This window comes from Oerskovia rustica (genome assembly GCF_014836555.1).
GTDB lineage: Bacteria > Actinomycetota > Actinomycetes > Actinomycetales > Cellulomonadaceae > Oerskovia > Oerskovia rustica.
Genome location: NZ_JACSQQ010000001.1, coordinates 48,970 through 75,601, shown reverse-complemented (window position 1 = coordinate 75,601; position 26,632 = coordinate 48,970). Strand labels below are relative to the sequence as shown.

Genomic DNA, 26,632 nt, shown 5'->3' with positions numbered 1-26,632 from the left:
GGGGGCAACAGCGACCTGTTCGCTGACCAAAGGTCAGGTCGTTTAGACCATCGCCGGGTATGCCCGCCACCGAGTGTGACGAAGGTCTCACTCCGTCGGGTCGGACGGGCGTCGCTCCTGGTCGCTCGGACGAGGCGCGCCGGGGTGACCCAGGATCTCCGGCAGGTCGTCCGGGAGGCCGGTCGTGTGCGGCTGGGGACGAGCCGGGAAGGTCAGGCGCATCGTGGCGCCCTGGAGGGAGTCCGCGACCTCGATCCGCCCGCCGTGCAGGTCGACCGCCCAGCGCACGATCGCGAGCCCGATCCCCGTCCCGCCCGTCGACGAGTGGCCCTGCGACGGGGCGTTGCCCCGGGCGAAGCGCTCGAAGATCCGTTCGCGGTCCTTCTTCGCGATGCCGGGTCCCTCGTCGATGACCTCGATCACGACGTCGTCGTCGACGGGGTAGGCCTCGAGCCGGATCTCGCCGTTCTGGGGCGAGTGCCGGATCGCGTTCTGGAGCAGGTTCGTGACGATCTGCCGCAGACGCTCGGGGTCCGCCGGCAGCGTGAGGTCCTCCGGGGTCACGTCGACCACGTACTGGAGCTGCTTGCCGGCCTCGACCATCGAGACGGCGTCGGCGTTCTCCTCCAGGAAGTCGCCGAGCGGGATGTCCTGGAAGTTGAGGGCCGCGGCGCCCGCCTCGATCCGGGACAGGTCCAGGAGGTACGTCACGAGGCGGGTCAGGCGCTCGGTCTGGGCGAGGGCCATCTCCATGGTCGCCGGGTTCGCCTCGCTCACGCCGTCGACGACGTTCTCGAGCTGGGCCTGGAGCGCCGCGATCGGTGTACGGAGCTCGTGCGACACGTTCGCGATGAGCTCTCGTCGCATCTGGTCGGACGACGCCAGGTCCTCGGCCATGATGTTGAAGGCGACCGCGAGCTGGCCCACCTCGTCACGGCTCGTCGCGCGCACCCGCCGGGTGTAGTCCCCGTCGGCCATGGACTGCGCGGCAGCCGTCATCTCGCGCAGGGGCGAGGTCATGCCGCGCGCGAGGATCTGCGTGAGCAGGAGCGAGAGCACGATCGCCAGCGGGAACGTGCGGGTGGGGCCGAGCTTGTTCTGCTGACCGAGCCAGGTGATGAGGACCGCGAGCGTGACGGTCGCGAAGACCAGCACGCCGAGCTTGATCTTGAGCGACCGGAACGAGTCGAGGGGCCGGACGTCCGGGAGGTGGGGGCGGATGGTCCGGGGGCCGGAGGTCACGCGACCGGGGGCTCGAACGCGTATCCGACCCCGTGGACCGTGCGGATCAGGTCGGGCCCGAGCTTTCGGCGCAGCGCCTTGATGTGGGAGTCGACCGTGCGGGTCCCGCTCGCGTCGGCCCAGTCCCAGACCTCGGCGAGGAGGCGTTCGCGCGTGAGCACGGTCTTGGGCGAGCTGGCCAGCATGACGAGCAGCTCGAACTCGGTCGGGGTCAGGTGGACCTCTTCGCCCGCGCGGTGTACGCGTCGCTGGGCGCGGTCGATCACGACGTCGCCCACGACCATGGGCGGGTCCGTGGGGGTCGACGTCGCCGCCTGGGCCGCGCGGTCGACGCGCCGGAGTAGCGCCTTGACCCGGGCGACCAGCTCGCGCATCGAGAAGGGCTTGGTCATGTAGTCGTCGGCGCCGACGCCGAGCCCGATGAGCATGTCGGTCTCGTCGTCGCGCGCGGTCAGCATGAGGATCGGCACGGGCTGCTCGGCCTGGATGCGGCGCGTGACCTCGAGCCCGTCGATGCCCGGCAGCATGACGTCGAGCACGATCACGTCGGGTCGCAGGCGGGTTGCCGCCTCGACGCCCGAGAGCCCGTCGCGTGCGACCTCGACACGCCAGCCCTCGGCGCTCAGGCGCTGGGCGATGGCCGTGGCGATGGCCGGCTCGTCCTCGACGACGAGGATGTTCGCGGACTGCGCGGGTGTGCCTGCGGGTCCACCAGCGCTCGTCGCGCCGGTACCGGTGGGGAATGCGCTGGCTGTCATGGCACCAGCGTGGCACAACCGGGGCGTCGATGGCCGCAGGACGGACGAAAGTTCCGTCGATGTCTGTGGTGTTCCGGTGCGTGTCCGGCGTGGGTCGTGTGAGGCCGTCGCCGACGGACGGGAGGCCGGGACGGCCCGCGCCACGGATGGACGGCGGGCCCTCGGCCGATAACATCGTTGGCACGATGAAGAGCACACCCCGATATCCGTGGAGCACCCCGTGGTAGGCGACTGGTTGATGGTCGCGCTGGGGGTGCTCCTGACCGCAGGCACAGCAGTCTTCGTGGCGAGCGAGTTCTCGCTCGTCACCCTCGACCCCGCCGTCCTGGCCAAGCCGGGCAGCGACGAGGCCCACGGCGTCGAGCAGGGGGGCCGCGACGGCGCACCGGGTGGGACGCCCAGGGCCGACGCCCCCGGGGCCGAGGCGCGCAGCAGCCGCCGCGACCGCAGCGTCCGGGCCGGACTCAAGCACCTGTCGACAGAGCTCTCGTCGGCGCAGGTCGGCATCACGATCACGACCATCCTGCTCGGGTACACGGCCCAGCCGGCCCTCCAGAGCCTCATCGGCGACGCGCTCGGCAGCACGGCCCTCGGGGCGAGCGCGGCCACGGTCCTCGCGGTGATCCTGGCGCTCGTCGTCGTGAACCTGTTCTCGATGCTCTTCGGTGAGCTCATCCCCAAGAACTTCGCGCTCTCGACCCCGTACGCCACCGCCCGCCAGGTCGTCCCGGTCCAGCGGCAGTTCACCAAGCTCTTCCGACCGGTCATCTCGGTGCTCAACGGCTCGGCGAACGCGATCCTGCGCCGCATGGGCGTCGAGCCGCGCGAGGAGCTGTCGGGCGCGCGCTCGGCGTCCGAGCTCGCGGCGCTCGTCAAGCGGTCGGCCCAGGAGGGCACCCTGGACACCTCGGTCGCGACGCTCCTGACCAACTCGATCGAGCTCGACGAGCTCAGCGCGGTCGACGTCATGACGGACCGCATGCGCATGGTGGTGCTGCGCCGTGACGACACGGCCGAGGACGTCGTGGCGCTCGCCCGCACGTCGGGACACTCGCGCTTCCCCGTGATCGGCGAGGATCGCGACGACGTGCTCGGTCTCGTGCACCTGCGCCGCGCCGTGGGGGTGCCCCACGAGCGTCGTGGCGAGGTGCCGGCCGCCGCGCTCATGGTCGACGCCCCGCGCGTCCCGGAGACGGTCGCGCTGGGGCCGCTGCTCGTCGAGCTGCGCGGCTTCGGTCTGCAGATGGCCGTGGTCGTGGACGAGTACGGCGGAACCTCGGGGGTCGTGACCCTGGAGGACGTGGTCGAGGAGCTCGTGGGCGACGTCGCCGACGAGCACGACCCGCGCCGGGCCGGCACGGCCCGTGGGGCCGACGGCTCGTGGATCGTGCCAGGGGTCGTCCGCCCGGACGAGCTCGTGGAGTCGACGGGGCTGGTGGTGCCCGAGGACGGCGCCTACGAGACCCTCGGGGGGCTCGTCATGGCCGACCTGGGCCGGGTGCCGGAGGTCGGGGACGAGGTCCGGGCCGGCGACGTCGTGCTGCGTGTCGAGGCCATGGAAGGGCGCCGCGTCGAGCGGCTCCGGGTCCGTGTGCTCGCCCCGCAGGAGCATGGCGACACGGACGGCCGCCGAGCCGGGTCGCCGGGCAGGTCGAGCGCCGACCGGCACCCGGGTGACGGCTCGCAAGGAGGTGCCCGATGAGCTCGACCGCAGCCCTTCTGCTGGGCCTGTTCCTCCTGGCCGCGAACGCGTTCTTCGTGGGTGCGGAGTTCGCGATCATCTCGGCCCGGCGCAGCGCGATCGAGCCGCTCGCGGCGCAGGGCAACCGCCGGGCGCAGACGGTCCTGTGGGCCATGGAGCACGTCTCGCTCATGCTCGCGTGCGCCCAGCTCGGCGTCACGGTGTGCTCGGTGGGGCTGGGTGTCGTCGCGGAGCCGGCCGTCGCGCACCTCATCGAGGTGCCCCTGCACGCCCTGGGCGTGAGCCCGTCGCTCACGCACCCGATCGCCTTCGTGATCGCGCTGGCGATCGTGGTCTACCTGCACGTGGTCCTCGGCGAGATGGTCCCGAAGAACCTCGCGGTGTCCGGTCCCGAGAAGGCCGTCATGTGGTTCGGTCCGCCGCTCGTCGTGCTGGGGCGCATCCTCAAGCCGATCATCGTCTCGCTCAACTGGCTCGCGAACCACGTGGTGCGCTGGACCGGGGTGGAGCCCAAGGACGAGGTCGCGTCGGTCTTCACGGCCGAGCAGGTGCAGTCGATCGTCGAGCACTCGCAGGCCGAGGGCATCCTCCAGGACGAGCAGGGCCTGCTGTCGGGGGCCATCGAGTTCTCGGAGCGCACGGCGGCCGAGGTCATGGTGCCGGTCGACCGCCTCGTGACCGTGGTCGAGGGGTGCACGCCCGACGAGATCGAGCGTCTGGTCGCCAAGACGGGCTTCAGCCGCTTCCCGGTCGCCGACGTGCACGGCGAGCTCGTCGGCTACCTGCACCTCAAGGACGTGCTGTACGCGAGCGGCGAGGACCGGTTCCGGCCGGTGCCCTCGTGGCGTGTGCGCGCGCTCGCGACGGCCGAGCCGGGCGACGAGATCGAGGACGCGCTGCGGGCAATGCAGCGCTCCGGCGCGCACCTGGCGCGTGTCGACCCCGGGGTGCTGGAGCGTGAGGGCGGCATCCCCGACGCCTCGTCCACCGCGCTGCCCGACGACGTCGCACCGGTCGGCGCTCCCGGTGCGCTGGGCGTCGTCTTCCTCGAGGACATCCTGGAGGAGCTCGTGGGCGAGGTGCGGGACGCGATGCAGCGGCGGGTGCGCTGAGGCTGGGCGGGAAGGGGTGGCGCGCCCGGGGTCCGGGTGCGCCGCCTCCGCTCCCGGGGCCGGCCGTCGGGGGCGGCACTGTCCGGCGCGGGGCGGCCCACGGCCGGCCCGTTGAACAGGGGACTTGGCTTCCCCGGCGCCCCCGGATATCGTGTCCGATGCTCGTCTCGCACGGTTCCTCCTGTACCGGAGGGTCGTCCTTTCTGCGAGGTGCAGCGCGTTTCTTGTCGTCTGTGCCGCTCCGTCCACTGTGAGGTGTCCGGACGGTTCTTCGAGCGGAGGTCCGGTGGAGTCGGTGTCGACGTCCCAGTCCTCCGACTCCCGTCGCGCTCGCCGCGAGGCGGAGAGCGGGCACAAGGGGCGCCGTCGGGCGGAGATCCCTTCCCACCAGCGCTGGGCCCCCCGCATGGCGGTCCTCGGGACGCTCGCCGTCGCGACCATCGCGATGCCGCTGTCGGCCGGAGCCCAGGACGGCCCGGCTGCACCCTTCGGCCCGGACGGCAGACCGACCGGACCCAGCGCCCTGGACCTCGTCAACAACCCGGCCTCGGCCGAGCCCACGTCCGAGTACGTGGCCGCGGCCCCGAAGATCGACGGCCGGGCGCAGGCCGCGAGCCGATCGGTCGAGCGTGCCCCGCTGCCGGACTGCGACCCGACCGTCAAGCCGACGAGCGCCAACGGCAGGCTCACGGGCCACGAGCTGTGCGACCTGTGGCAGCCGGGGGAGTCGTTGCGTCCGGATGCGGCGGTCGCGCTGTCGGCCATGAACGAGGCCTTCCGGTCGACGTTCGGGCGGGACATGTGCCTGGTCTCGAGCTACCGCACGATCGCGTCGCAGGTCTCCCTCAAGGGTTCGCGCGGGGCGTTCGCGGCCAAGCCGGGGACGTCGTTCCACGGGTGGGGCCTGGCGATCGACCTGTGCTCGAGCGAGACGGGCAACCGCGAGGTCTACTCGTGGATCAACAAGAACGGCGGCGTGTACGGCTGGGCCAACCCGTCGTGGGCCAAGCGGGGCGGCGGCGGCGCCTACGAGCCGTGGCACTTCGAGTTCACCGAGGGTGTCGTGGAGCTCGGCGGCCCCACCTGACGGAGCCCGTCAGATCCGGTTGACCCAGGACTCGGCCAGCGCCTCGGCCTCGATGTCCAGCTCGCGCAGGATCCTGCGCATCACGGCCTCGTTGAGGCGTCCGGCGTCGCGCTCGTCGACCAGCACCTGGCGCTGGGCCCTGTTCATGTCGGCGCGCAGGGCGTTGAGCCGGCGCAGGTCCTCCGACCGGTCGCCGGGCCTGGCCACGGGAAACGCCCGGCCGCCCGTGGGTCGCGCGCGGACGGGAGCCTGCTCGACGGGTTCCTCGGCCGCCGACTCGGGCGAGAGCAGGCGCGCCGCGGCCTGTGCGCGTCCGACGATCGCGGCGGACATGGCGGCCCGTGTCGCCTCGGCCTTCTCCTCGCCGATCACGGGCGCCCACTCCCGCGTGGCGTGGGCGATGGTCTCGGCCTGGGCGTCGGCCATGAGCCGACGGACCCGGGCCTCCTCGGCGGCGTCGCTCGCGGCCTCGTCCTCGCCCCCGCCCCCGAGCGTCCGGATGACCCACGGCAGCGTCACGCCCTGCAGCAGGAGCGTCCCGATCGCGACCGTGAAGGCCGCGAGCTGGATGGTCGCGCGGCCGGGGAACTCGGCCCCGCCGAGCGTCGCGGGGATGGCGGCCGCGGCGGCGAGCGTCACGACACCTCGCATGCCGGCCGAGGAGACCACGAGGGACTCGCGCCAGTCGAGCTGGTCGGCTCGCGAGCGTTTCGAGCCCGGCAGGTGGACGCGGTCGAGCCACGCCGTGGCGAAGACGTACAGCGGACGGACGGCCATGGTCACGACGAGGGCCGCGAGGGACACCCAGATCGCGGTCCGCAGCCCTTCGTCGGAGTCCACGACGGTCTCGACGACGAACTTGAGCTGGAGACCGATGATCGCGAACGTGATGGCCTCGAGCAGCAGGTCGAGGCTGTCCCACAGGGGTTCCTCGACGAGGCGGGTCTCGTAGCCCGCGGTCGGGGCGGTGTGCCCCAGGTAGAGGCCCGCGGCGACGACGGCCAGCACGCCCGAGCCGCTGAGCTCCTCCGCGATCCAGTAGGCCGCGAACGGGAGGATGATCCCGGCGACGCTCGTCAGGAGGGGGTCGGCGAGCCGCAGCCGTGCGGCGTGCATCCCGATGCCCATGACGAGGCCGACGCCCACGCCGACGACGACGGCGAGCGTGAAGACGCCGATGCCCTCGGTCCACACCCACGCGCCCGTGGCGACGCCCGCGAGGGCGACCTTGTAGAGCGTGAGCGACGTCGCGTCGTTGATCAGGCTCTCGCCGCCGAGGAGCGTCATGACGCGTCGTGGCAGTCCGAGTCGGCGTCCGACCGCGGCGGCCGAGACCGCGTCGGGCGGGGCGACGACGGCGCCCAGGACGAGAGCGGCGGCGAACGGCAGGTCGGGCAGCAGGAGGGTCGCGACCCACGCGACGGCCAGCGCAGTGACGATCACGAGCCCGACCCCGAGGCGCACGATCGCGTGGAGGGACGACCGGAAGTCCTGGTAGGAGCTGCCGTTGGCCGCCGAGAAGAGCAGCGGCGGCAGGATGACGCCGAGGAGCACCTCGGGTTCGAGCTCGATGTGGGGGACGGCGGGGATCAGCGAGACGCCGAGGCCCACGGTCACGAGCACGAGGGGAGCGGGCAGGTCCCAGTGCCGGGCGGCGGCCGTGACGGCCAGCGCGCCGGTGATGACCAGAAGTACGACGGCCTCGTCCATGCCCTGCATTCTCCGTCGGGTCGGCCGGGACGGCGCGGGAGGCGTGCCCGACGGCGTGTTCCCGACCGGGTGCGGCCGCGCTGCAAGTGTCAACAGGTTCTTGACAGTCACGGGTTGTCAAGCCAAGGTTGACGCATGGCTACCCGAAGTTCTCCCGTCGCCGACCTGTCCGCCGCCCTCGCGACCGGTGCTCCGGCGTCGGGCATCGAGGAGAGGCGCGAACCGTGAGCGACGCACCCGCCTGGGGAAGCCTCGAGCCGCGCGACGACGACCGGACGCTCGACGACCTGCTCGCGGAAGCCGTGACCGCTGCCGACCCCGGCATCGGCGACCGCATCGCGACCGACCCCGGCGCGCACCTCGAGCTCGTCGCGCTCACCGCGCGGGCCGCCACCTCGGCCGAGTCGCTGCTCGCGACGGCCGTGTCGTCGGGGCGTTCGGCAGGGCACAGCTGGGAGGCGATCGGCACGACCCTCGGGATCTCGCGGCAGGCCGCGCAGCAGCGCTTCGGTCGTCCGGTCGGGCCGGGGGCGCCGGGCACGGTCCAGGACCTCGTCGGGGGCGCGGAGGTCGGCGACACCCGGATCCTCTCTCCCGTCACGGCCGTGACCGAGATGCCCGCGCTCGAGGCCTACGGGCGCAAGGGTTGGCGCTCGACGGGCTTCGGGGCGGGCTTCCACCGGCTCGTGCGCACCACGACGCAGTGGGAGCACAAGCGCGTCTACGTCCTGGGAGCGAGCCGGTTCGGGCTCGAGGCCGACGGGTGGGAACGGATCGGGTCGTGGTTCCCGTGGGTCTACTACGCGCGCAGCCTGGGGGTCGCCCCCGTCGGGGGAGACCGTGGCGTCGTGGACGGGCCGCGCCTCGTGGGCGACGGGGCCTGAACTGCCCGGGCTACTCCCCGGGCAGGTGGGCGTTGTGCCCGAAGTCCTGGCGGAACCGCGGCCCGGAGACCGCGAGCTCCGCGGCGAACGACCCGGCCCACGCCGAGTACGGGGTGTGCGAGAGCGAGTCGTTCGAGAAGCGACGGTCGTCGGTGATCTCGGTGACGCAGAACGCCGGGATCTGGAGGTCCACGACCGGGCCGGACCGCTCGCACTCCGCGATCACGAGCGGGTGGTTCGCGCCCCCGAACACGTCGATGACCCAGCCGTCCGCCCCGAGCCACGCCGAGTAGCGGGTCTTGACGATGCGGCCGCCACCACGGCGGATCATCTCGACCCCGACGTTGACGTCGATCTCACGCTCGGCCTCGTACCGGGTGCCGCCCACCTGCGGCCCCTTGACCGTCAGGGCGCAGAAGTCGAACGCGTACCGGTCCAGGACGCTCAGGGGAGAGGTGGCGGCGCCGAGCTCGCCGGCCGTCGCGCTCGCCTGGGCGCGCAGGCGCAGCGCGTAGCCGTCCTCCGCCAGGAAGTAGCTCTGCACGATGAGCGCGGGCGCGTCGAGCAGGTCGACCGGGACGTCCTTCACGAGGAAGCGACGCTCGAACTCGAAGTCTCCGTTACCACCGTCCGTCATAGGACATACCGTACGCGGTCGCTCACGGCAGGGCCGGGACCGGGTGGTGCGGGTACGCGGCCTCGCGGTGCTGGAAATCGAGGACGGCGGGGTTGAGGACGACCCCGTCGCGCACCTCGATCGCACGGCGGACCGTCTCGTTCGCCTCCCAGCCCGCCGGGCCTGCCATGACCGCCGGGAGGAAGGGCAGGACCGCCGAGCTGATCTCCCACGTCGCCGAGTTCCACAGGTACGACGGGCTGTGGTCCACCGCGTAGTAGTTGATGCTCTTGCCGACCGTGACCAGAGGGTCGGCGAACGTGGTCGAGCGCGCCCAGTCGAACGCCATGCCGTCGTCGCACGACACGTCGACGATCAGGCTGCCCGGACGGAACGCTCCCAGGTCCGACGTGCGCAGGTAGAGCAGGGGCGCGTTCGGGTCCTGGAGGGTGCAGTTGACGACGATGTCGCTCTCGGCGAGGAACGGGGCGAGCGGGAGGCGGCCCTCGTCGGTGATGACCTCGCTGAGGTACGGCGCGTCGTCGTGGTCGAACTGCACGATCTGCGCCGAGTGGATCGGTGCCGCGACCGCGGCGACCCGGCGGTTGGTGAGCACGCGGACGTCGTGCACGCCGTGCGCGTTGAGGGCGGTGACGGCTCCGCGAGCGGTGGCGCCGAAGCCGATGACCACGGCGGTCAGGCGCCTGCCGTAGTCGCCCGTCGAGCCGCACAGCTCGAGCGCGTGCAGCACCGAGCAGTAGCCGGCCATCTCGTTGTTCTTGTGGAAGACGTGCAGGCCGAACCCGCCGTCCGCCGCCCAGTGGTGCATGGCCTCGAACGCGACGAGCGTGAGCCGCTTGTCGATCGCGAGCTGGGTCAGGTCGCGGTCCTGGACGCAGTGCGGCCAGCCCCACAGGGTCTGGCCGGGGCGCAGGTCGCGCAGGTCCTCGAGCTGGGGCTTGGGCAGCAGGATCACGTCGGCTGCCGCGATGACCTCGGCGCGGGTGCCCAGGGAGCGGACCCAGGGCGCGATCTGCTCGTCGCTCACCCCGAAGCGCTCGCCGTACCCGTGCTCGACGACGATCCGCGACCGGAGCTCGGGGGCGATGCGCTCGAGGTGGTCGGGGTGGAGGGGGAGCCGGCGCTCGTCGGGCTTCCGCGACCTCCCGAGGAGGCCGAGGATGGTGTCGTTCGATGCTGTTGTCACGCTTGTCCCGTCAACGAGACCACGGTGGCCCAGTAGTGCGGACGCTACACGGGTGCGGGGGAGTCCCGGACCACCGTGACGGGTCCCGGGCACGACGAAGCCCCTGGACCGAGAGGTCCAGGGGCTTGGTCCGTGGTGCCCTCGATAGGACTCGAACCTACGACCTTCTGCTCCGGAGGCAGACGCTCTATCCACTGAGCTACGAGGGCAGCATGCGTTCGCTCTGACGAGCATCCGGCACGGTGCACGAGACTACCAGTCTCCGGCGGGTTCGTGCTCCCACCTGCCGAGAGTCGTCCGGGACGCCTGGCCTCGTGGTGGCGGGGTGACCGGACTCACCAGCCCGGAACGGCCTCCGGGACGGGTGCCCCGGGAAACGGATGCGTACCCTCCTGGAGTGGATCGCCAGGACTCGAGCTCGACCCCCGACAGCACCCCCGACAACGCCCGCCGCCCGTGGAGAGGGCGGTTCGTCGTCCTTGCCGGGATCGTCCTCGCGGCCTTCAACCTGCGGATCGCGGTCGCCTCGGTCTCCCCGATCCTGGAGGTGGTCCGGGCCGACATCGACCTGAGCGACCAGGTCGCGGGTCTGCTGGGCACTGTCCCGGTCATCGCGTTCGCGGTCTTCGGCTCGCTCGTCCCGGTCCTGTCGCGCAGGTTCGGGCTCGAGCCGACGCTCGTCGCCGCGCTGGTCGTGAGCTCGGTCGGGGAGATCCTGCGGTCGCTGTCGAGCACGGCCCCGTCCTTCCTGCTGTGGACCGCGGTGGCGCTCGCGGGCATGGGCATGGGCAACGTGCTGCTCCCGCCCCTGGTCAAGCGGTACTTCCCCGACCGGATCGGGGCCGTGACCGCGGCGTACACCGTGACGCTCTCGCTGAGCACCGCGATCCCGCCGCTGCTCGTGGTGGGTATCGCCTCGTCGCTGGGCTGGCGTCCGGCCCTGGGCGGCTGGGCGCTCGTGGGCCTGCTCGCGGCCGTGCCGTGGACCGTGGTCATCGCCCGCTCGGCCCGTGCCCGCGCCGAGCTCGCGTCGGTGCTCGAGCACTCGCCCGAGCACACGGTGGGGCTCGACGGGCGGCACCGTCACGAGGGGCGCGCCTGGCGCAGCCCGCTCGCGTGGGGCGTCGCGGGGATGTTCGGTCTCAACTCGCTCAACACCTACGTCATGTTCGCGTGGCTGCCGCACGTCCTGATCGACGCGGGGATGTCGGAGCCCACGGCGGCGAGCGCGCTCGCGCTGTACGCGTTCGTCGGCATGCCGATGTCGATCGTCACGCCGCTGCTCGCAGCCCGGATGCGCAACCCGTACCCCCTCGTGGTGGTCTTCGTCGCGATGCTCGCGGTCGGGTACGGCGGGCTCATGGGTGGTCAGGCAGGTCCTGCGACGTGGGTGTGGGTCGTGCTCGCAGGGCTCGGGGCCTCGACGTTCCCGCTGGGGCTCGCGCTCATCAACCTGCGCAGCCGCACCTCGGCCGGGGCCGTGGCGCTGTCCGGGTTCGTGCAGGGCGTCGGGTACCTCATCGCAGGGGCCGGGCCCCTGACCGCGGGCATCCTCTACGGCCGCAGCGGGACGTGGGACAGCACGTTCGTCTTCCTGTTCGGCACCCTCGCCGTGATCCTCGTCGCCGCGGTCGCGGGGTGCCGTCCCGTCATGATCGAGGACACGTGGGTTCCGCGTGCACGGCGGGGTGGGCCCACGTCGTCGCCCGCGGGCGACGACACAAAGCGCTAGCGTCCCTCGCTAGAATCGTCGGGTGACCCCGAACGAGCTCTCCGAAGCGCTCAGCGCTGCCCTGGCCTCCGCCGTCGCCGACGGCACCCTCGCCCTGCCCGCCGACGCGGTCCCCGCGCCGGTCCACGTCGAGCGACCCCGCCAGCGCGAGCACGGCGACTGGGCCACCAACGTCGCCCTGCAGCTCGCGAAGAAGGCCGGCGTGGCCCCGCGCGTCCTGGCCGAGGACCTCGCGCAGCGCCTCGCCGCGCACCCGGGCATCAAGTCGGTGGACATCGCCGGGCCGGGCTTCCTGAACATCACGCTCGACGCGGCGGCCGCGGGCGAGCTCGCGCGCACGATCCTCGTCCAGGGTGCGGCCTACGGGAACAACGACTCCGAGGCCGGCACGCGCATCAACCTGGAGTTCGTCTCGGCGAACCCCACGGGTCCCATCCACATCGGCGGCGTGCGCTGGGCCGCGGTCGGCGACTCGCTGGCCCGCGTGCTGCAGGCCTCGGGTGCCGTGGTCGAGCGCGAGTACTACTTCAACGACCACGGTGCGCAGATCGACCGCTTCGCTCGCTCGCTGCTCGCGCGCGCCAAGGGCCAGGACGCTCCCGAGGACGGGTACGGCGGCCAGTACATCTCGGACATCGCCGAGGCCGTCATCGCCGACGCGATCGCCGCGGGCGACCCGGACCCGCGCACGCTGCCCGACGACGAGGCCCAGGAGGTCTTCCGGGCGCGCGGCGTCGAGCGCATGTTCGACGAGATCCGCAGCGCGCTGCACGACTTCGGCGTCGACTTCGACGTGTACTTCCACGAGGACTCTCTGCACGAGTCGGGTGCGGTCGAGCGCGCGGTCCAGCGCCTGCGCGAGGGCGGCCACGTCTTCGAGGCCGACGGCGCGACGTGGTTGCGCACGACCGACTTCGGTGACGACAAGGACCGCGTCATCATCAAGTCGGACGGCGAGGCCGCGTACATCGCGGGCGACATCGCGTACTACCTCGACAAGCGCGAGCGCGGGTTCGACGACGTCATCATCATGCTCGGCGCGGACCACCACGGGTACGTGAGCCGCATGATGGCGGTGTGCGCGGCGTTCGGCGACGAGCCGGGCAAGAACCTGCAGATCCTCATCGGGCAGATGGTCAACCTGGTCAAGGACGGCCAGCCGGTCCGCATGTCCAAGCGCGCCGGGACCGTCGTGACGCTCGAGGACCTGGTCGACGCCGTGGGCGTGGACGCCGCGCGCTACTCGCTCGCGCGCTCCTCGACCGACTCGAGCATCGACCTGGACCTCGACCTGCTGTCCAGGGCGACCAACGAGAACCCGGTCTTCTACGTGCAGTACGCGCACGCCCGCACCGCCAACGTCGCGCGCAACGCCGAGGCGCACGGGGTCTCGCGGTTCCGTGAGGACGGGAGCGAGGCGTTCGACCCGTCGCTCCTGACGCACGAGACCGAGTCGATCCTGCTCGGTGCGCTCACCGAGTTCCCCCGCGTCGTGGGCCAGGCCGCGGAGCTGCGCGAGCCGCACCGCGTCGCGCGCTACCTCGAGGCGCTCGCGGGCGACTACCACTCCTGGTACCACGAGTGCCGCGTGACGCCGCTGGGCGACGAGGAGGTCACGGACGTGCACCGCACGCGCCTGTGGCTCAACGACGCGACGCGTCAGGTGCTCGCCAACGGCCTCGGCCTGCTGGGCGTGTCCGCGCCGGAGCGCATGTGAGCGCGTCGGCAGGCCCGACGACGCCGCCCGCCTTCTCGCCGACCGGCACCTTCGTGCCGGGCGAGCCGTGGTCGAGCGGCGTGCGCCGCGGTCCCGACGGCGCGCTGACGGTCGCGGGGGTCGACGTGCGCGAGCTCGCGGCCGCCCAGGGCACCCCGGCGTACGTGCTCGACGAGGCGGACCTGCGCGAGCGGGCACGGTCGTACCGTCGCGCGTTCGAGGCCGCGTTCGCCGAGGTCGGTGCGGGAGTCGACGTGTACTACGCGGGCAAGGCGTTCCTGTCGGTCGCCGTGGCCCGCTGGGTCCGTGCCGAGGGCCTGCGGGTCGACACCGCGACGGGCGGCGAGCTCGCGGTCGCGCTGCGCGCGGACGTTCCGGGTGAGCACATCGGGCTGCACGGGAACAACAAGTCGGACGCGGAGATCGTGCGCGCCCTCGAGGCGGGCGTGGGCCGGATCATCGTCGACTCGCTCGCCGAGGTCGAGCGCGTGGCCGCCGCGTCCCGGGCGCGGGGCGGGGTTCCGGCCCCGGTCATGATCCGGGTGACCACGGGTGTGCACGCGGGTGGCCACGAGTACATCTCGACCGCGCACGAGGACCAGAAGTTCGGGCTGTCCCTCGCGACCGCGCCGGACGCGCAGGCCGAGGACAGCCCGGCCATGACCGCGCTCCTCGCGGTGCTCGCGCACCCCGAGCTGGAGCTGCTGGGCATCCACTCGCACATCGGTTCGCAGATCCTCGACCCGTCGGGCTTCGAGGTCGCGGCGCGCAAGGTCCTCGAGCTGCGGGCCGCGCTCGCGGAGCGCACGGGTTTCCTGGTCCCGGAGGTGGACCTGGGCGGTGGGTACGGCATCGCGTACCTGCCGGGCGAGGTCGCGCTCGACCCGGACCGCATCGCGAAGGACGTCGCCGCGTCGGTCGCGGCCTCGTCGGCGGACCTCGGCACGCCCCTGCCGCGCTTCTCGATCGAGCCGGGCCGGGCGATCGTCGGGCCCGCTGGCCTGACGCTCTACACGGTCGGAACGGTCAAGCCCGTGCGGGTCGGCGGGGCGGCCGGGGACGGCGAGGCCGAGAGCACGACCGTGCGCACGTACGTCTCGATCGACGGCGGCATGAGCGACAACATCCGCCCGGCGCTGTACGGCGCGAACTACCACGCCGAGCTCGCGAACCGGCTCTCGGACGCCGCGCCCGTGCTCGCACGCGTGGTCGGCAAGCACTGCGAGAGCGGCGACATCGTGGTCCACGACGTGCTGCTCCCGGGCGACGTGCGGGCCGGCGACCTGCTGGCCGTCGCGGCGACGGGCGCCTACGGGCGCTCGATGGCCTCGAACTACAACCATGTGCCCCGGCCCCCGGTCGTGGCCGTGACCGACGGCGGGACCAGGGTCCTGATCCGTCGTGAGACCGAGGACGACCTGCTCGCGCTCGACCTGGGCTGACGCCCGCCGGGCCCGGGCGCGGCGCCTCGCGGCCCGGTGACCGCGCACCCGTATCCTGAGACGAGCGCCCAGGATCCGGGCAACCGGGCGAGGATCGACATGCTCGGGATCGACCGGTGGGGACGTGCGGCACAGGGTGCCGTGCCCACCGGGACCGAGGGGCCCTGCGACGTGATCGCGTCCGACAGGGCCAGGAGAACGACGGCACCGCTGACCGTGCGGGCCGGGTGATGGAGGAGGAGCTTCGTGGGAGCCAGCCAGCAGGAGCAAGGTCCGCTGCGCGTCGCGCTGCTCGGGTGCGGCGTCGTCGGGTCCGAGGTGGCTCGGCTGCTGACGCAGCAGAGCGCCGACCTGGCCTCGCGCGTCGGGGCACCGCTCGAGCTCGTGGGCATCGCGGTGCGTGACGCGTCGGCCCCGCGGCCGCTCGCCGAGTCGGTCGACCGCTCGCTCCTGACGGAGGACGCCGAGGGGCTCGTCGCGCGCGCCGACATCGTCATCGAGGTCATGGGCGGCATCGAGCCGGCCCGCGCGCTGCTGCTGCGGGCGATCGAGGCGGGCGCCGCCGTCGTGACCGCGAACAAGGCGCTCCTCGCCGAGGACGGCCCCACGCTCTACAAGGCCGCGGACACCGCGGGCGTCGACATCTACTTCGAGGCCGCGGTCGCGGGCGCGATCCCGATCGTCCGCCCCGTCCGCGAGTCCCTCGCGGGCGACAGCGTGCGCCGCATCCTGGGCATCGTCAACGGCACCACGAACTACGTGCTGGACCAGATGGCGAGCACGGGCATGTCGTTCGACGACGCCGTGCGACAGGCCCAGGACCTCGGCTACGCCGAGGCCGACCCGACCGCCGACGTCGAGGGCTTCGACGCCGCGGCCAAGGCTGCGATCCTCGCGAGCCTCGCGTTCCACACGCGCGTCTCGCTCGAGGACGTCGCGCGCGAGGGCATCACGAGGATCACCGCCGACGACGTCGCGTGGGCCGCGCAGACCGGTCACGTCATCAAGCTGCTCGCCATCGCGGAGTCCGTGACGGACGACGACGGCTCGCACGGCGTCTCGGTGCGCGTGCACCCGGCGCTCGTGCCCGTCGCGCACCCGCTCGCCGGTGTGCGCGGGGCCTTCAACGCGGTCTTCGTCGAGGCCGACGCGGCGGGCGAGCTCATGTTCTACGGCCGCGGTGCGGGCGGAGCGCCGACGGCGTCCGCCGTGCTCGGCGACGTCGTGTCCGCCGCGCGTCACCGCGTGCTCGGCGGCAAGGGCCCCGAGGAGTCCACCTACGCGGCCCTGCCGATCCTGCCGGCCAGCACCGCGGTCACGCGCTACCAGGTCCGTCTCGCGGTCGACGACCGCCCCGGCGTCCTGGCCCAGGTCGCCCAGGTCCTGGCGTCGAAGGGCGTCTCGATCGAGGCCGTGCGCCAGCCCTCGGAAGCCGCCGCGCCCGGGGCCGACGACACGCACGGCGCCGACGGCGGGTCGACCGGCGTCGCGCACCTCGTCATCACGACCCACGCCGCAGCGGAGGCCGCGCTCGCCGCGACGGTCGACGCGATCGCGGTGCTCGAACCCGTCCGAGAGATCACGTCCGTCCTGAGAGTCGAGGGAGCCTGATGGCCCACCAGTGGCGAGGCATCATCGCCGAGTACGCCGACCGCATGCCCGCCCACGTCACCGAGCGCATCGTGACGCTCGGCGAGGGCGGCACGCCGCTCGTCGAGGCGCCCGCGCTCTCGGCCCGGACCGGGGCGCAGGTCTTCCTCAAGGTCGAGGGCATGAACCCGACCGCGTCCTTCAAGGACCGCGGCATGACCGCCGCGATCTCCTCGGCCGCGGGCCGCGGGTCGAAGGCCGTGGTGTGCGCCTCGACGGGCAACACGTCGGCCTCGGCCGCCGCGTACGCGACCAAGGCCGGCATGGTGTGCGCCGTCCTGGTCCCGGACGGCAAGATCGCGATGGGCAAGCTGAGCCAGGCGATCGCGCACGGCGCCAAGCTGCTCCAGGTCGACGGCAACTTCGACGACTGCCTGGTCGCGGCCCGCAAGCTCGCCGAGGCGTACCCGGTCGAGCTCGTGAACTCGGTCAACCCTGACCGCATCGAGGGTCAGAAGACCGGTGCGTTCGAGATCGTCGACGCGCTGGGCGACGCCCCGGACATCCACGCTCTGCCCGTGGGCAACGCGGGCAACATCACCGCGTACTGGAAGGGCTTCCGCGAGTACGCGGGCCTCGGCGACCCCGACGCCCCGGGCGCGCACCTGCCCGCGGTCTCGACGCGGACCCCGATCATGTGGGGCTTCCAGGCTGCCGGTGCCGCCCCGATCGTCGCGGGCCACCCCATCACGCACCCCGAGACCATCGCGACCGCGATCCGCATCGGCAACCCCGCGTCCTGGGCGCAGGCCGAGGCCGCGCGCGACGAGTCGGGCGGCGTCATCGAGGCCGTGACCGACGAGCAGATCCTCGCGGCGCACCGCATCCTGTCGGCCGAGGCCGGGGTGTTCGTCGAGCCCGGCTCGGCGGCCGGTGTCGCGGGAATCCTCTCGCGGGCCGAGCGCGGTCTCGTGCCCGCGGGCGCGCGCATCGTCGTCACGGTCACGGGCCACGGGCTCAAGGACCCGCAGTGGGCTCTCAAGACGCTCGACGGAGCCGACGTGACGCCGATCCGGGTCAGCGCCGACGTCGTCTCGATCGCCGACGCGCTCCAGCTCGGCTGAGCGCTCGCCGTCCGTCCCCGAACTCCCCGTAGCTCCCCGAAGAGAGGTCCCGCGAGATGCAGCTCGGAGCCGACCATGTGCGCGTGCGTGTGCCCGCGACGAGCGCGAACCTCGGCCCGGGCTTCGACGCCATGGGGCTGGCCCTCGCGCGCTACGACGTGCTCGAGGTGCGCGCGCTCGGCAACGGCGACGTGGTCGTCGACGTCGAGGGGGAGGGGGCCGGTGAGGTCCCCGGCGACGAGCGGCACCTGGTCGTGCGCGCCCTGCGCGCGGCCCTCGACCTGGTCGGCGCGCCCCAGACGGGGCTGCACCTGACGGCGACCAACGCGATCCCGCACGGCCGGGGTCTCGGATCCTCGGCCGCTGCGGTGGTGGCGGGGATCGTCGCCGCGCGCGCCCTGGTCGCGGACCCCGCGGCCCTGGACGACGCGACGGTCCTGCAGCTCGCGACCGAGTTCGAGGGGCACCCCGACAACGCCGCTCCCGCGATCTACGGGGGCGCGACGATCGCGTGGACGAGCACGGTCGAGGGTGACGAGGGGGCGCACGCGGTGCGCCTCGAGGTCCACCCGGACATCGAGGCGACCGTGCTGGTCCCCACCGTCCGGCTCGCGACGAGCCGTGCTCGCGGCGTCCTGCCGGAGACCGTGCCGCACGCCGACGCCGCGCTCAACGCGGGGCGTGCAGCGCTGCTCGTCGAGGCGCTGACCCGTTCGCCGCAGCACCTGTTCGACGCGACCGAGGACCGGCTCCACCAGGAGTATCGCGCGGGGGTCATGTCCGCGTCGTGGGAGCTCGTGCGCGCGCTGCGTGCCGACGGTCTGGCAGCGACGATCTCGGGTGCGGGCCCCACGGTCCTGCTGCTGGGGAGCGTCGACGAACGTGACCAGGCCGACGCCGTGCTGCGCGACCTGCTGCACGGTTCGGACCAGTGGCGCGCGTACCGTCCGGGCATCGACCAGGGAGGCGTGCGTTCGGAGCGCGTCCTGGGCTCGACGGGCCTCCCGGAACCGTCCCCGCGACAGGTGCGCTGACCGGACGTCGCCCCCTGGCGCAGCCCCTGGGGGGACTGGTCCTGCGGGGGGCTACGGATGGTAGAATCCATTGAGCCTTCGCAGGTTCGTGATGATGCCTCGGTGATTCCTCGACGAATCTCCGCCGAGTCCCCGGGCATCGGCAGAGCAACCACTGACTGCGCCTCATACCCCGCGAGAAGGCAATCCAGCCCACGTCAGCTGACGTCGTCGTACCACTGACGCGTGGTTCCACTGCGTTCCGGCCGTCACGTGCCGAGCGTCGATCACCCGCGGCCCACCCCTCGCACAGAGCAAGTGGGCGCAAACGAGGGGAAGGGTCCTTCGTGACAGACACCACCGACACCGCCCGTGCAGGCGCACTCTCGACGCTGCGCCTCCCCGAGCTGCAGGCACTCGCCTCGCAGCTCGGTGTGAAGGGCACGTCCAAGATGCGCAAGAGCGATCTTGTCGACGTCATCCGTTCCACCTCCGGCGAGAAGAGCGCTCCCGAGCGCACCGCCGGGGCGTCCGCCGCCGCGCGTCGCGCGCCGGAGAAGGACACCCAGACCGAGAAGGTCGTCGTGCAGCCGGCCGTCGAGGTCCCCGTGCGCACGGCGACCGAGAACGTCGAGCGCACCGAGCGCCCCCGCCGCGAGCGGGGCCAGCGTGCCGCGCGCGCCGACCAGGCCGCCGACATCGTCGCCCCGCTCCTGGAGCAGGGCAGCCGCGTCGCGCGCGTCGACGCCGACCGTGCTGCCGGGGGAGAGACCCCGGACGAGCGTGCCGCTCGTGCGGCCGCCGCCGTGGGCCTGGTGACGGGCACGGCTCCCGAGCGCGGTTCGCGTCGCGCCGGACGGGGCGCCGGCGCCCCGCGCGGCGGCGAGGGCGAGACCGCTCGTGAGTCGGCTCCCGAGGCCGCCGGAGCGGGCACCGGACGCCAGGAGCGCCAGCGCGAGCAGCGCGACCAGCAGGGCCAGGGCGAGCGCCAGAACGGCCAGCAGGAGCGCCAGGGCGGCCAGCGCCAGCAGGGCCAGGGCAACCAGCAGGGCGGCCAGCGCGACCAGCAGGGTCAGGGCAACCGTCAGGCGGACGAGTACGACGAGCGCGGCGGACGCCGCCGTCGTGGGCGCGACCGCAACCGCGACCGGGACCGCAAGCGCGGCCGCACCCGTGGCGGGAACATCGACGTCGTGGGCCTCGACGAGATCGAGGTGTCCGAGGACGACGTGCTGCTGCCCGTGGCCGGCATCCTCGACGTGCTCGACCAGTACGCGTTCGTGCGGACCAGCGGTTACCTGCCCGGTCCGAACGACGTCTACGTCTCGCTCGGCCAGGTCAAGAAGTCGGGCCTGCGTCGCGGTGACGCGATCGTCGGCGCGGTGCGTCAGCCCCGCGACGGGGAGTCGTTCCAGCAGACCGGACCGCGCAACCAGAAGTTCAACGCGCTGGTCCGGCTCGACTCGGTCAACGGCATGTCTCCCGAGGCCGCCCGCAACCGTGCCGAGTTCAACAAGCTGACCCCGCTCTACCCGCAGGAGCGTCTGCGCCTGGAGACGGGCGAGGTCGGTCGTCTCACGCCGCGCGTGATCGACATCGTCGCCCCGATCGGCAAGGGCCAGCGTGGTCTGATCGTCGCCCCGCCCAAGGCGGGCAAGACGATCATCATGCAGCAGATCGCGAACGCGATCACGACGAACAACCCTGAGGTCCACCTCATGGTCGTGCTCGTGGACGAGCGACCTGAAGAGGTCACGGACATGGAGCGCACCGTCAAGGGCGAGGTCATCGCCTCGACGTTCGACCGTCCGGCCTCCGACCACACGATCGTCGCCGAGCTCGCGATCGAGCGCGCCAAGCGTCTCGTGGAGCTGGGCCAGGACGTCGTCGTGCTGCTCGACTCGCTCACGCGACTGTCGCGTGCGTACAACCTCGCGGCCCCGGCGTCCGGGCGCATCCTGTCCGGTGGTGTCGACGCCTCGGCGCTCTACCCGCCCAAGCGCTTCTTCGGCGCGGCGCGCAACATCGAGAACGGCGGGTCGCTCACGATCCTCGCCTCGGCGCTCGTCGAGACCGGCTCCAAGATGGACGAGGTCATCTTCGAGGAGTTCAAGGGCACCGGGAACATGGAGCTCCGGCTCTCCCGCTCGCTCGCGGACAAGCGCATCTTCCCGGCCGTGGACGTCAACGCGTCCGGTACGCGCCGCGAGGAGATCCTCATGCCGCAGGACGAGCTCCGCATCGTCTACAAGCTGCGCCGCGTGATGGGTGCGCTCGACCAGCAGCAGGCCATCGAGCTGCTGCTCGGCAAGCTCAAGGAGACGAAGTCCAACGTCGAGTTCCTGCTCCAGGTGCAGAAGACCACACCTGGCGGCATCAACAACGACGAAGAGGTCGGACGCGCCGTCTGATCCCCCGTGGGCCGCTCGCCCCGAGAGAGCGGCCCACGGATTTTCCGTGTGCCGGACCCGTCTGGCACAATGTCCTGTTGGTTTCCCCGTTCCCGGTTCACGGCTGCTGTCCGCAGACGACCCGGGGGCACCCCATTGAGGAGAGTCCTGTGAAGGCTGATATCCACCCCGAGTACGTCGTGACCGAGGTGACCTGCACCTGCGGTTCCACGTTCGTCACGCGCAGCACCGAGAAGTCCGGGCGCATCTCGTCCGACGTCTGCTCGGCCTGCCACCCGTTCTACACGGGCAAGCAGAAGATCCTCGACACCGGTGGCCGCGTGGCCCGCTTCGAGGCTCGTTACGGCAAGAAGGCCGCCGACAAGTAGCGACTCTCCAGCGCCGGTGGTCCGGGCGTCCGTCAACCTCTCCAGGGGCAGGCGGCGTGCCCGCTCCACCGGCGCTGTCGTCTTTTCCGGCGAGAGCGCGCCGCATCGTGCGGCACTGCGCCGAGCCGCGACCAGCCGTCATCAGCCGCACAGCCCCCGCCACCCACCCCTCTCGTCAGGACACCCTCGTGACCGAGTCCTTCGCCGCCGTCGAACACCTGCTCGCCGAGCACGCCGAGATCGAGACGCTGCTCGCCGACCCCGCGGTCCACGCGGACGCCGGTCGGGCGCGCACGCTCGGGCGCCGCTACGCCGAGCTGGGCCAGGTCGTCGCGGCCTACCGCGCGTGGCGGGACGCGACCGACGACGCCGAGGCCGCGGCCGAGCTGATCGAAGGCTCAGGGGAAGACACCGCAGAATTCGCCGCCGAGCTCCCCGCGCTCCAGGAGGCGGCCGCGGCCGCGACCGAGAAGCTGCGCCGGGTCCTCGTGCCGCGCGACCCCGACGACGGACGCGACGTGATCCTCGAGATCAAGGCGGGCGAGGGCGGCGAGGAGTCAGCCCTGTTCGCGGGCGACCTGCTGCGCATGTACCTGCGCTACGCCGAGCGCCGGGGCTGGAAGACCGAGGTCATCGAGGCCACGGACTCCGACCTCGGCGGCTACAAGGACGTCCAGGTCGCGGTCAAGGCTCGAGCAGGCTCCTCGGACCCTGCCGATGGGGTGTGGGCCAACCTCAAGTACGAGGGTGGCGTGCACCGCGTCCAGCGCGTACCCGTGACCGAGTCGCAGGGCCGCATCCACACCTCGGCCGCGGGCGTGCTCGTGTTCCCCGAGGTCGAGGACGCCGGCGAGATCGAGATCGACCAGAACGAGCTCCGCATCGACGTGTACCGGTCCTCGGGCCCGGGCGGCCAGTCCGTCAACACGACAGACTCCGCGGTGCGCATCACGCACCTGCCCACGGGCATCACGGTCTCGATGCAGAACGAGAAGTCCCAGCTCCAGAACCGCGAGCAGGCCATGCGCGTGCTGCGTGCCCGGCTCCTGGCCGCACGCCAGGAGGAGGAGGCCGCCGCTGCGAACGACCTGCGCCGCTCCCAGGTGCGCACGGTCGACCGCTCCGAGCGCATCCGGACGTACAACTACCCGGAGAACCGGATCGCGGACCACCGCACCGGGTACAAGGCGTACAACCTGGACCAGGTGCTCGACGGCGACCTGGAGCCCGTGATCCGTTCGGCCATCGACGCCGACGAGGCGGCCCGCCTCGCCGCCGCGGCGTCGTGACCTCTCCCGTGGTCCCGCCGTCGTCGTCCGGTGACGGCCCCACCCACGCCCTGCCCGACGACGTCTCGCGCCTCGTGCGCGAAGCGGCGGCCCGCCTGGGTCGCGCCGGGATCGACACGCCCCGCGTGGATGCCGAGCTGCTGCTCGCGCACGCCGCGGGCGTCCCGCGCGAGCGCGTCGTCTCGGCGGCGGTCATGGGACGTCCCGTGTCCTCGTTGCTGCCCGCCCGCACCGTGCGCGCCGTGCTCGACGAGCTCGCTCGTCTGCTCGACGCCCGTGCCGAGCGCGTGCCGCTCCAGCACCTCGTCGGGACCGCCCCCTTCCGGCACCTCGACCTCGTCGTGGGACCCGGCGTCTTCGTGCCGCGTCCCGAGACCGAGCAGGTCGCGCAGGTCGCGATCGACGAGGCTCTCGGCGTCGCCCGGGGCTCCGAGGGGCCGGTCGTCGTGGACCTGTGCACGGGGTCTGGCGCGATCGCCCTGGCCGTCGCGACCGAGGTCCCGGGTGCCCGGGTGCACGCGGTCGAGCTCGACCGCGACGCGCACGCGTGGGCAGAACGCAACGTCACCCGGACGCGCGAGGCGAGCGGCGCCGTCGTGCACCTGGTGCGCGGGGACGCGCGGACCGCGCTCGCCGAGCTCGACGGGTCGTGCGACGTCGTCGTCTCGAACCCGCCGTACGTGCCGCCCGACGCGGTCCCGCGCGACCCCGAGGTCGCGCTGCACGACCCCCAGGTCGCGCTCTACGGGCTCGGCGAGGACGGCCTCGAGGTGCCTCGCGGAGTGACCCGCGCCGCCGCCCGCCTCCTGGCCCCCGGCGGCCTCTACGTCATGGAGCACGCCGAGGTGCAGGCGCGGTCGGCGCGCGACATGGTCGCCGCGGTCGGCGGCTTCGAGGACATCCGGACGGCCGACGACCTCACGGGCAGACCGCGTATGGTCGTGGCCCGGCGCGCGCGCCCGACGAGCGAGCCTGACCCCGCACCAGGGGACCCTTCGGACATGGAAGACTGAGAAGCGTGAGCTCTGTGCACCCCGTCACCGACCCGAACACCTGGGGACCGTCGATCGACGAGGCGGTGAACGCCGTCTCGCGAGGCGGCCTCGTGGTCCTGCCGACCGACACGGTCTACGGGATCGGGGCCGACGCGTTCGACGCCGAGGCCGTCACGGCCCTCCTGGCCGCGAAGGGACGCGGGCGGCAGATGCCGCCGCCCGTCCTCGTCCCCGACCTGCGGACACTCGACGGGCTCGCGACCGACGTGCCCGACGACGCGCGCGCCCTCGTCGAGGCGTTCTGGCCCGGCGGCTTCACCATCATCCTGACCGCGCAGCCCTCGCTCGCGTGGGACCTCGGCGAGACGCACGGGACCGTCGCGCTGCGCATGCCCGACCACCCGGCCGCACTCGCCCTGCTGCGCCGCACGGGACCGCTCGCGGTCTCGAGCGCCAACTCCACGGGCCTGCCCGCCGCGCTCGAGGTCGCCGACGCCCAGGTGCAGCTCAGGGACTCGGTCGCGGTCTACCTCGACGGCGGCGCCGCGCCCGGGGGAGTGGCCTCGACCATCGTCGACGCGACGGGGCCGCACCTGCGGGTCGTGCGAGAGGGCGCGGTGTCGCTCGAGCGCCTCCGCGAGGTCGCGCCGGTCCTGGGGGTCGGCGAGGAGCCCGCCGACGAGGTCGCCGGGACCGGCGACCTGCCGACGGACGAGGACGCGCCCTCCGACGAGACCGTGCCGGCGAGCGGCCCGGAGGCGAACGGCGGGTGAGGGTCTATCTGCTCGTCCTGCTGATCGCAGCGGCGGTCACCTACCTCCTCACGCCGCTCGCGTACTGGGTCGCCGCGAGGACCGGGGCCATCACCGCGGTCCGTGACCGCGACGTGCACACCATCCCCACGGCCCGCCTCGGCGGGCTCGCGATGACCGCGGGGCTCGTCGTGGCGGTGACGTTCGCCTCGCAGATGCCCTTCCTCGACGGGGTCTTCGCGATCGACGACCGGGCGTGGGCGATCGTCGGCGGGGCGCTCATCGTCTGTCTCCTCGGCGTCGCCGACGACATCTGGGACCTGGACTGGATGACCAAGCTCGCCGGTCAGGTCCTCGCGGCGCTGTTCGTCGCGTGGCAGGGCGTGCAGCTCGTGACGTTCCCCATCAACGGGCTCGTCATCGGCTCGTCCCGGCTCTCGCTCATCGTCACGGTGCTCGTCATCGTGGTCGCGATGAACGCCGTGAACTTCGTGGACGGGCTCGACGGCCTGGCCGCAGGACTCATCGCGATCGGCGGCAGCGCCTACTTCGTCTACACCTACAGCCTGACCGTCGCCGCGAGCCCCACCGACTACTCCAACCTCGCGACCCTGGTCATGGCGGCCCTCGTCGGCATCTGTCTCGGGTTCCTGCCCCACAACTTCCATCCCGCCCGGATCTTCATGGGCGACTCCGGCTCCATGGTGCTCGGGCTCGTGCTCGCGTCCGCGGTGATCGTGGTCACCGGGAGCATCGACACCGGCATGGCCTCGGACCCGAGCCGACAGCGCGAGCTCATCCCCATCCTGCTGCCGCTCGCGGTCATCCTGCTCCCGCTGCTCGACATGGTCCTCGCCGTGGTGCGCCGGGTCGGGACGGGCAAGTCGCCCTTCCACCCGGACCGGCTCCACCTGCACCACCGGCTCCTGGCGCTCGGCCACTCGCACCGGCGTGCGGTCATCATCATGTACGTGTGGACCGCCGTCTTCGCGTTCGGCGCGGTCGCGCTCGTGCGCTGGCCCGCGGAGAACGTCGCGATCGGGCTGGTCGTTGCCGTCGTCGTGGCGGCGATCCTCACCCTCGGCCCGCTGCGCACCCGTGGTCGGTTCCTCGACGACGACGCGGTCACCGCGCCCGAGGGCATCCCGTCCGCGCCCCCGCCCCGACGCGTCGCGGCGGCGAGCGGGGCCTCGCCGGTCGCGCCTGCGTCGACGCCGACCACCACTGAACCCCCGACCGATCCGTTCCGCGCCCACCCCGAAGGACACTCCCGATGACGACCCCCGCACCGCAGACTCCCGACGAGCCGACGAGCGACCAGGGCCAGAGCGGGGTGGAGCCCACGGGCGCGAGCACCGCGCAGGTCTCGGCGGACGCCGTGGGGGACGCGGTCAGCGCCGTGTTCCGGACCGCGCTGCGCGACACCCTGCTGCTGCTCGGAGGGCTCCTGGTCCTGGGCGTGGGGCTGGGGGCGCTCCTGGCCGGCACCGCAGGTGTCTGGGGTGCGCTCATGGGCGTCGCGATCGCGCTGGTGTTCTCCGGCACGACGATCGTGGCGATGGCGCGTACCGCGCGCTCGACCCCGACGACGACGGCGGCCGTCGTGCTGGGCAGCTGGCTCGTCAAGATCGTCCTGCTCGGGATCGTCCTGGCCGTCCTGCGCAACTACGAGTTCTACGACCGCGTCGTCTTCGCCGTGGTGCTCCTCGTCGGGGTCATCGGCTCTGCGCTGCTCGACTACCGTGCGGTCGACCGCGGCCGCATCCCGTACGTCACGCCGAAGGCCTGAGGTCCCGGCTCCCGCTCCCGCTCGGGCCCTGCGTGGCCGGGCGGGAAGGGCGGGGGCTGCCGCCTCCCGGTCGCTCGGGGCACCGTGGCCCC

22 protein-coding genes and 1 tRNA gene are annotated in these 26,632 nt (G+C 72.7%); 17 read left to right on the top strand and 6 right to left on the bottom strand.

From position 1 onward, the window contains the following. Positions 1-87: 87 nt before the first annotated feature. Positions 88-1,242 (bottom strand): sensor histidine kinase, encoded by a 1,155-nt coding sequence (locus H9652_RS00310; protein ID WP_191794127.1) that lies wholly within the window; start codon positions 1,240-1,242, stop codon positions 88-90. Continuing rightward, positions 1,239-2,000: a response regulator transcription factor gene (locus H9652_RS00305; RefSeq protein ID WP_225227495.1), complete on the bottom strand. Its 762-nt coding sequence runs from the start codon at positions 1,998-2,000 to the stop codon at positions 1,239-1,241. Before H9652_RS00305 ends, H9652_RS00310 begins: the two co-directional genes overlap by 4 nt. Before the next feature lie 220 nt (positions 2,001-2,220). Here H9652_RS00305 and H9652_RS00300 point away from each other — a divergent pair, with 220 nt between their 5' ends. The 3 genes from H9652_RS00300 (at position 2,221) to H9652_RS00290 (ending at position 5,901) form a co-directional block, all read left to right on the top strand. Then, positions 2,221-3,702, top strand: a complete 1,482-nt coding sequence (locus H9652_RS00300) for a hemolysin family protein (RefSeq protein WP_318243912.1) — start codon at positions 2,221-2,223, stop codon at positions 3,700-3,702. Then, positions 3,699-4,814, top strand: coding sequence for a hemolysin family protein (locus H9652_RS00295; protein WP_191794126.1), 1,116 nt, complete (start codon positions 3,699-3,701; stop codon positions 4,812-4,814). The genes H9652_RS00300 and H9652_RS00295 overlap by 4 nt, the downstream gene beginning before the upstream one ends. A gap of 295 nt (positions 4,815-5,109) precedes the next feature. Next, the gene (locus H9652_RS00290; RefSeq protein ID WP_191794125.1) at positions 5,110-5,901 is read left to right on the top strand and encodes a M15 family metallopeptidase; all 792 of its coding nucleotides are present in this window, start codon (positions 5,110-5,112) and stop codon (positions 5,899-5,901) included. 9 nt (positions 5,902-5,910) lie between these two features. Here the strand turns inward: H9652_RS00290 and H9652_RS00285 are convergent, their stop codons facing one another. Next, complete coding sequence (locus H9652_RS00285) at positions 5,911-7,611, bottom strand: cation:proton antiporter (protein WP_191794124.1); 1,701 nt, start codon at positions 7,609-7,611, stop codon at positions 5,911-5,913. A 224-nt stretch (positions 7,612-7,835) separates the two neighbouring features. On the opposite strand from H9652_RS00285, the gene H9652_RS00280 reads away from it, so the two are divergent. Beyond that, positions 7,836-8,495, top strand: coding sequence for a hypothetical protein (locus H9652_RS00280; protein WP_318243911.1), 660 nt, complete (start codon positions 7,836-7,838; stop codon positions 8,493-8,495). A gap of 10 nt (positions 8,496-8,505) precedes the next feature. Here the strand turns inward: H9652_RS00280 and H9652_RS00275 are convergent, their stop codons facing one another. The 3 genes from H9652_RS00275 to H9652_RS00265 form a co-directional block, all read right to left on the bottom strand. Further along, complete coding sequence (locus H9652_RS00275) at positions 8,506-9,132, bottom strand: CYTH domain-containing protein (RefSeq protein WP_191794123.1); 627 nt, start codon at positions 9,130-9,132, stop codon at positions 8,506-8,508. A 22-nt stretch (positions 9,133-9,154) separates the two neighbouring features. Next, on the bottom strand, positions 9,155-10,318 hold the full coding sequence (locus H9652_RS00270) for a N(5)-(carboxyethyl)ornithine synthase (protein ID WP_191794122.1): 1,164 nt from the start codon (positions 10,316-10,318) through the stop codon (positions 9,155-9,157). Between the two features lie 133 nt (positions 10,319-10,451). Continuing rightward, a tRNA-Arg gene (locus H9652_RS00265) sits at positions 10,452-10,527 on the bottom strand. A 188-nt stretch (positions 10,528-10,715) separates the two neighbouring features. On the opposite strand from H9652_RS00265, the gene H9652_RS00260 reads away from it, so the two are divergent. The 13 genes from H9652_RS00260 to H9652_RS00200 all read left to right on the top strand — a co-directional run bounded on the left by H9652_RS00260 (position 10,716) and on the right by H9652_RS00200 (position 26,540). Beyond that, on the top strand, positions 10,716-12,050 hold the full coding sequence (locus tag H9652_RS00260; protein WP_191794121.1) for an MFS transporter: 1,335 nt from the start codon (positions 10,716-10,718) through the stop codon (positions 12,048-12,050). 22 nt (positions 12,051-12,072) lie between these two features. Continuing rightward, the gene (gene argS, locus H9652_RS00255) at positions 12,073-13,767 is read left to right on the top strand and encodes an arginine--tRNA ligase (RefSeq protein WP_191794120.1); all 1,695 of its coding nucleotides are present in this window, start codon (positions 12,073-12,075) and stop codon (positions 13,765-13,767) included. Continuing rightward, a complete protein-coding gene (gene lysA, locus H9652_RS00250) occupies positions 13,764-15,209 on the top strand; it encodes a diaminopimelate decarboxylase (protein ID WP_404821977.1) in 1,446 nt (481 codons plus the stop codon). The genes argS and lysA overlap by 4 nt, the downstream gene beginning before the upstream one ends. A gap of 246 nt (positions 15,210-15,455) precedes the next feature. After that, positions 15,456-16,820 carry a homoserine dehydrogenase gene (locus H9652_RS00245; protein WP_191794119.1) on the top strand — a complete coding sequence of 455 codons (1,365 nt, stop codon included), beginning with the start codon at positions 15,456-15,458 and terminating at the stop codon, positions 16,818-16,820. Beyond that, a complete protein-coding gene (thrC, locus tag H9652_RS00240; protein WP_191794118.1) occupies positions 16,820-17,923 on the top strand; it encodes a threonine synthase in 1,104 nt (367 codons plus the stop codon). Before H9652_RS00245 ends, thrC begins: the two co-directional genes overlap by 1 nt. Positions 17,924-17,979: 56 nt before the next feature. After that, positions 17,980-18,957, top strand: a complete 978-nt coding sequence (gene thrB / locus H9652_RS00235) for a homoserine kinase (protein WP_191794117.1) — start codon at positions 17,980-17,982, stop codon at positions 18,955-18,957. A gap of 326 nt (positions 18,958-19,283) precedes the next feature. Continuing rightward, positions 19,284-21,347, top strand: coding sequence for a transcription termination factor Rho (gene rho, locus H9652_RS00230; protein WP_191794116.1), 2,064 nt, complete (start codon positions 19,284-19,286; stop codon positions 21,345-21,347). Positions 21,348-21,496: 149 nt separating this feature from the next. After that, entirely contained in the window at positions 21,497-21,715 is a 219-nt protein-coding gene (gene rpmE, locus H9652_RS00225; RefSeq protein ID WP_030149966.1) for a 50S ribosomal protein L31, read from the top strand. 188 nt (positions 21,716-21,903) lie between these two features. Next, the gene (gene prfA, locus H9652_RS00220) at positions 21,904-23,004 is read left to right on the top strand and encodes a peptide chain release factor 1 (protein WP_191794115.1); all 1,101 of its coding nucleotides are present in this window, start codon (positions 21,904-21,906) and stop codon (positions 23,002-23,004) included. A gap of 50 nt (positions 23,005-23,054) precedes the next feature. Continuing rightward, positions 23,055-24,017, top strand: a complete 963-nt coding sequence (prmC, locus tag H9652_RS00215; protein WP_191794261.1) for a peptide chain release factor N(5)-glutamine methyltransferase — start codon at positions 23,055-23,057, stop codon at positions 24,015-24,017. Positions 24,018-24,022: 5 nt separating this feature from the next. Further along, positions 24,023-24,772 carry an L-threonylcarbamoyladenylate synthase gene (locus H9652_RS00210; protein ID WP_404821976.1) on the top strand — a complete coding sequence of 250 codons (750 nt, stop codon included), beginning with the start codon at positions 24,023-24,025 and terminating at the stop codon, positions 24,770-24,772. Beyond that, positions 24,769-26,028 (top strand): MraY family glycosyltransferase, encoded by a 1,260-nt coding sequence (locus H9652_RS00205; protein WP_191794114.1) that lies wholly within the window; start codon positions 24,769-24,771, stop codon positions 26,026-26,028. Before H9652_RS00210 ends, H9652_RS00205 begins: the two co-directional genes overlap by 4 nt. Further along, positions 26,025-26,540: a hypothetical protein gene (locus H9652_RS00200; protein ID WP_225227494.1), complete on the top strand. Its 516-nt coding sequence runs from the start codon at positions 26,025-26,027 to the stop codon at positions 26,538-26,540. Before H9652_RS00205 ends, H9652_RS00200 begins: the two co-directional genes overlap by 4 nt. Positions 26,541-26,632 lie beyond the last annotated feature (92 nt).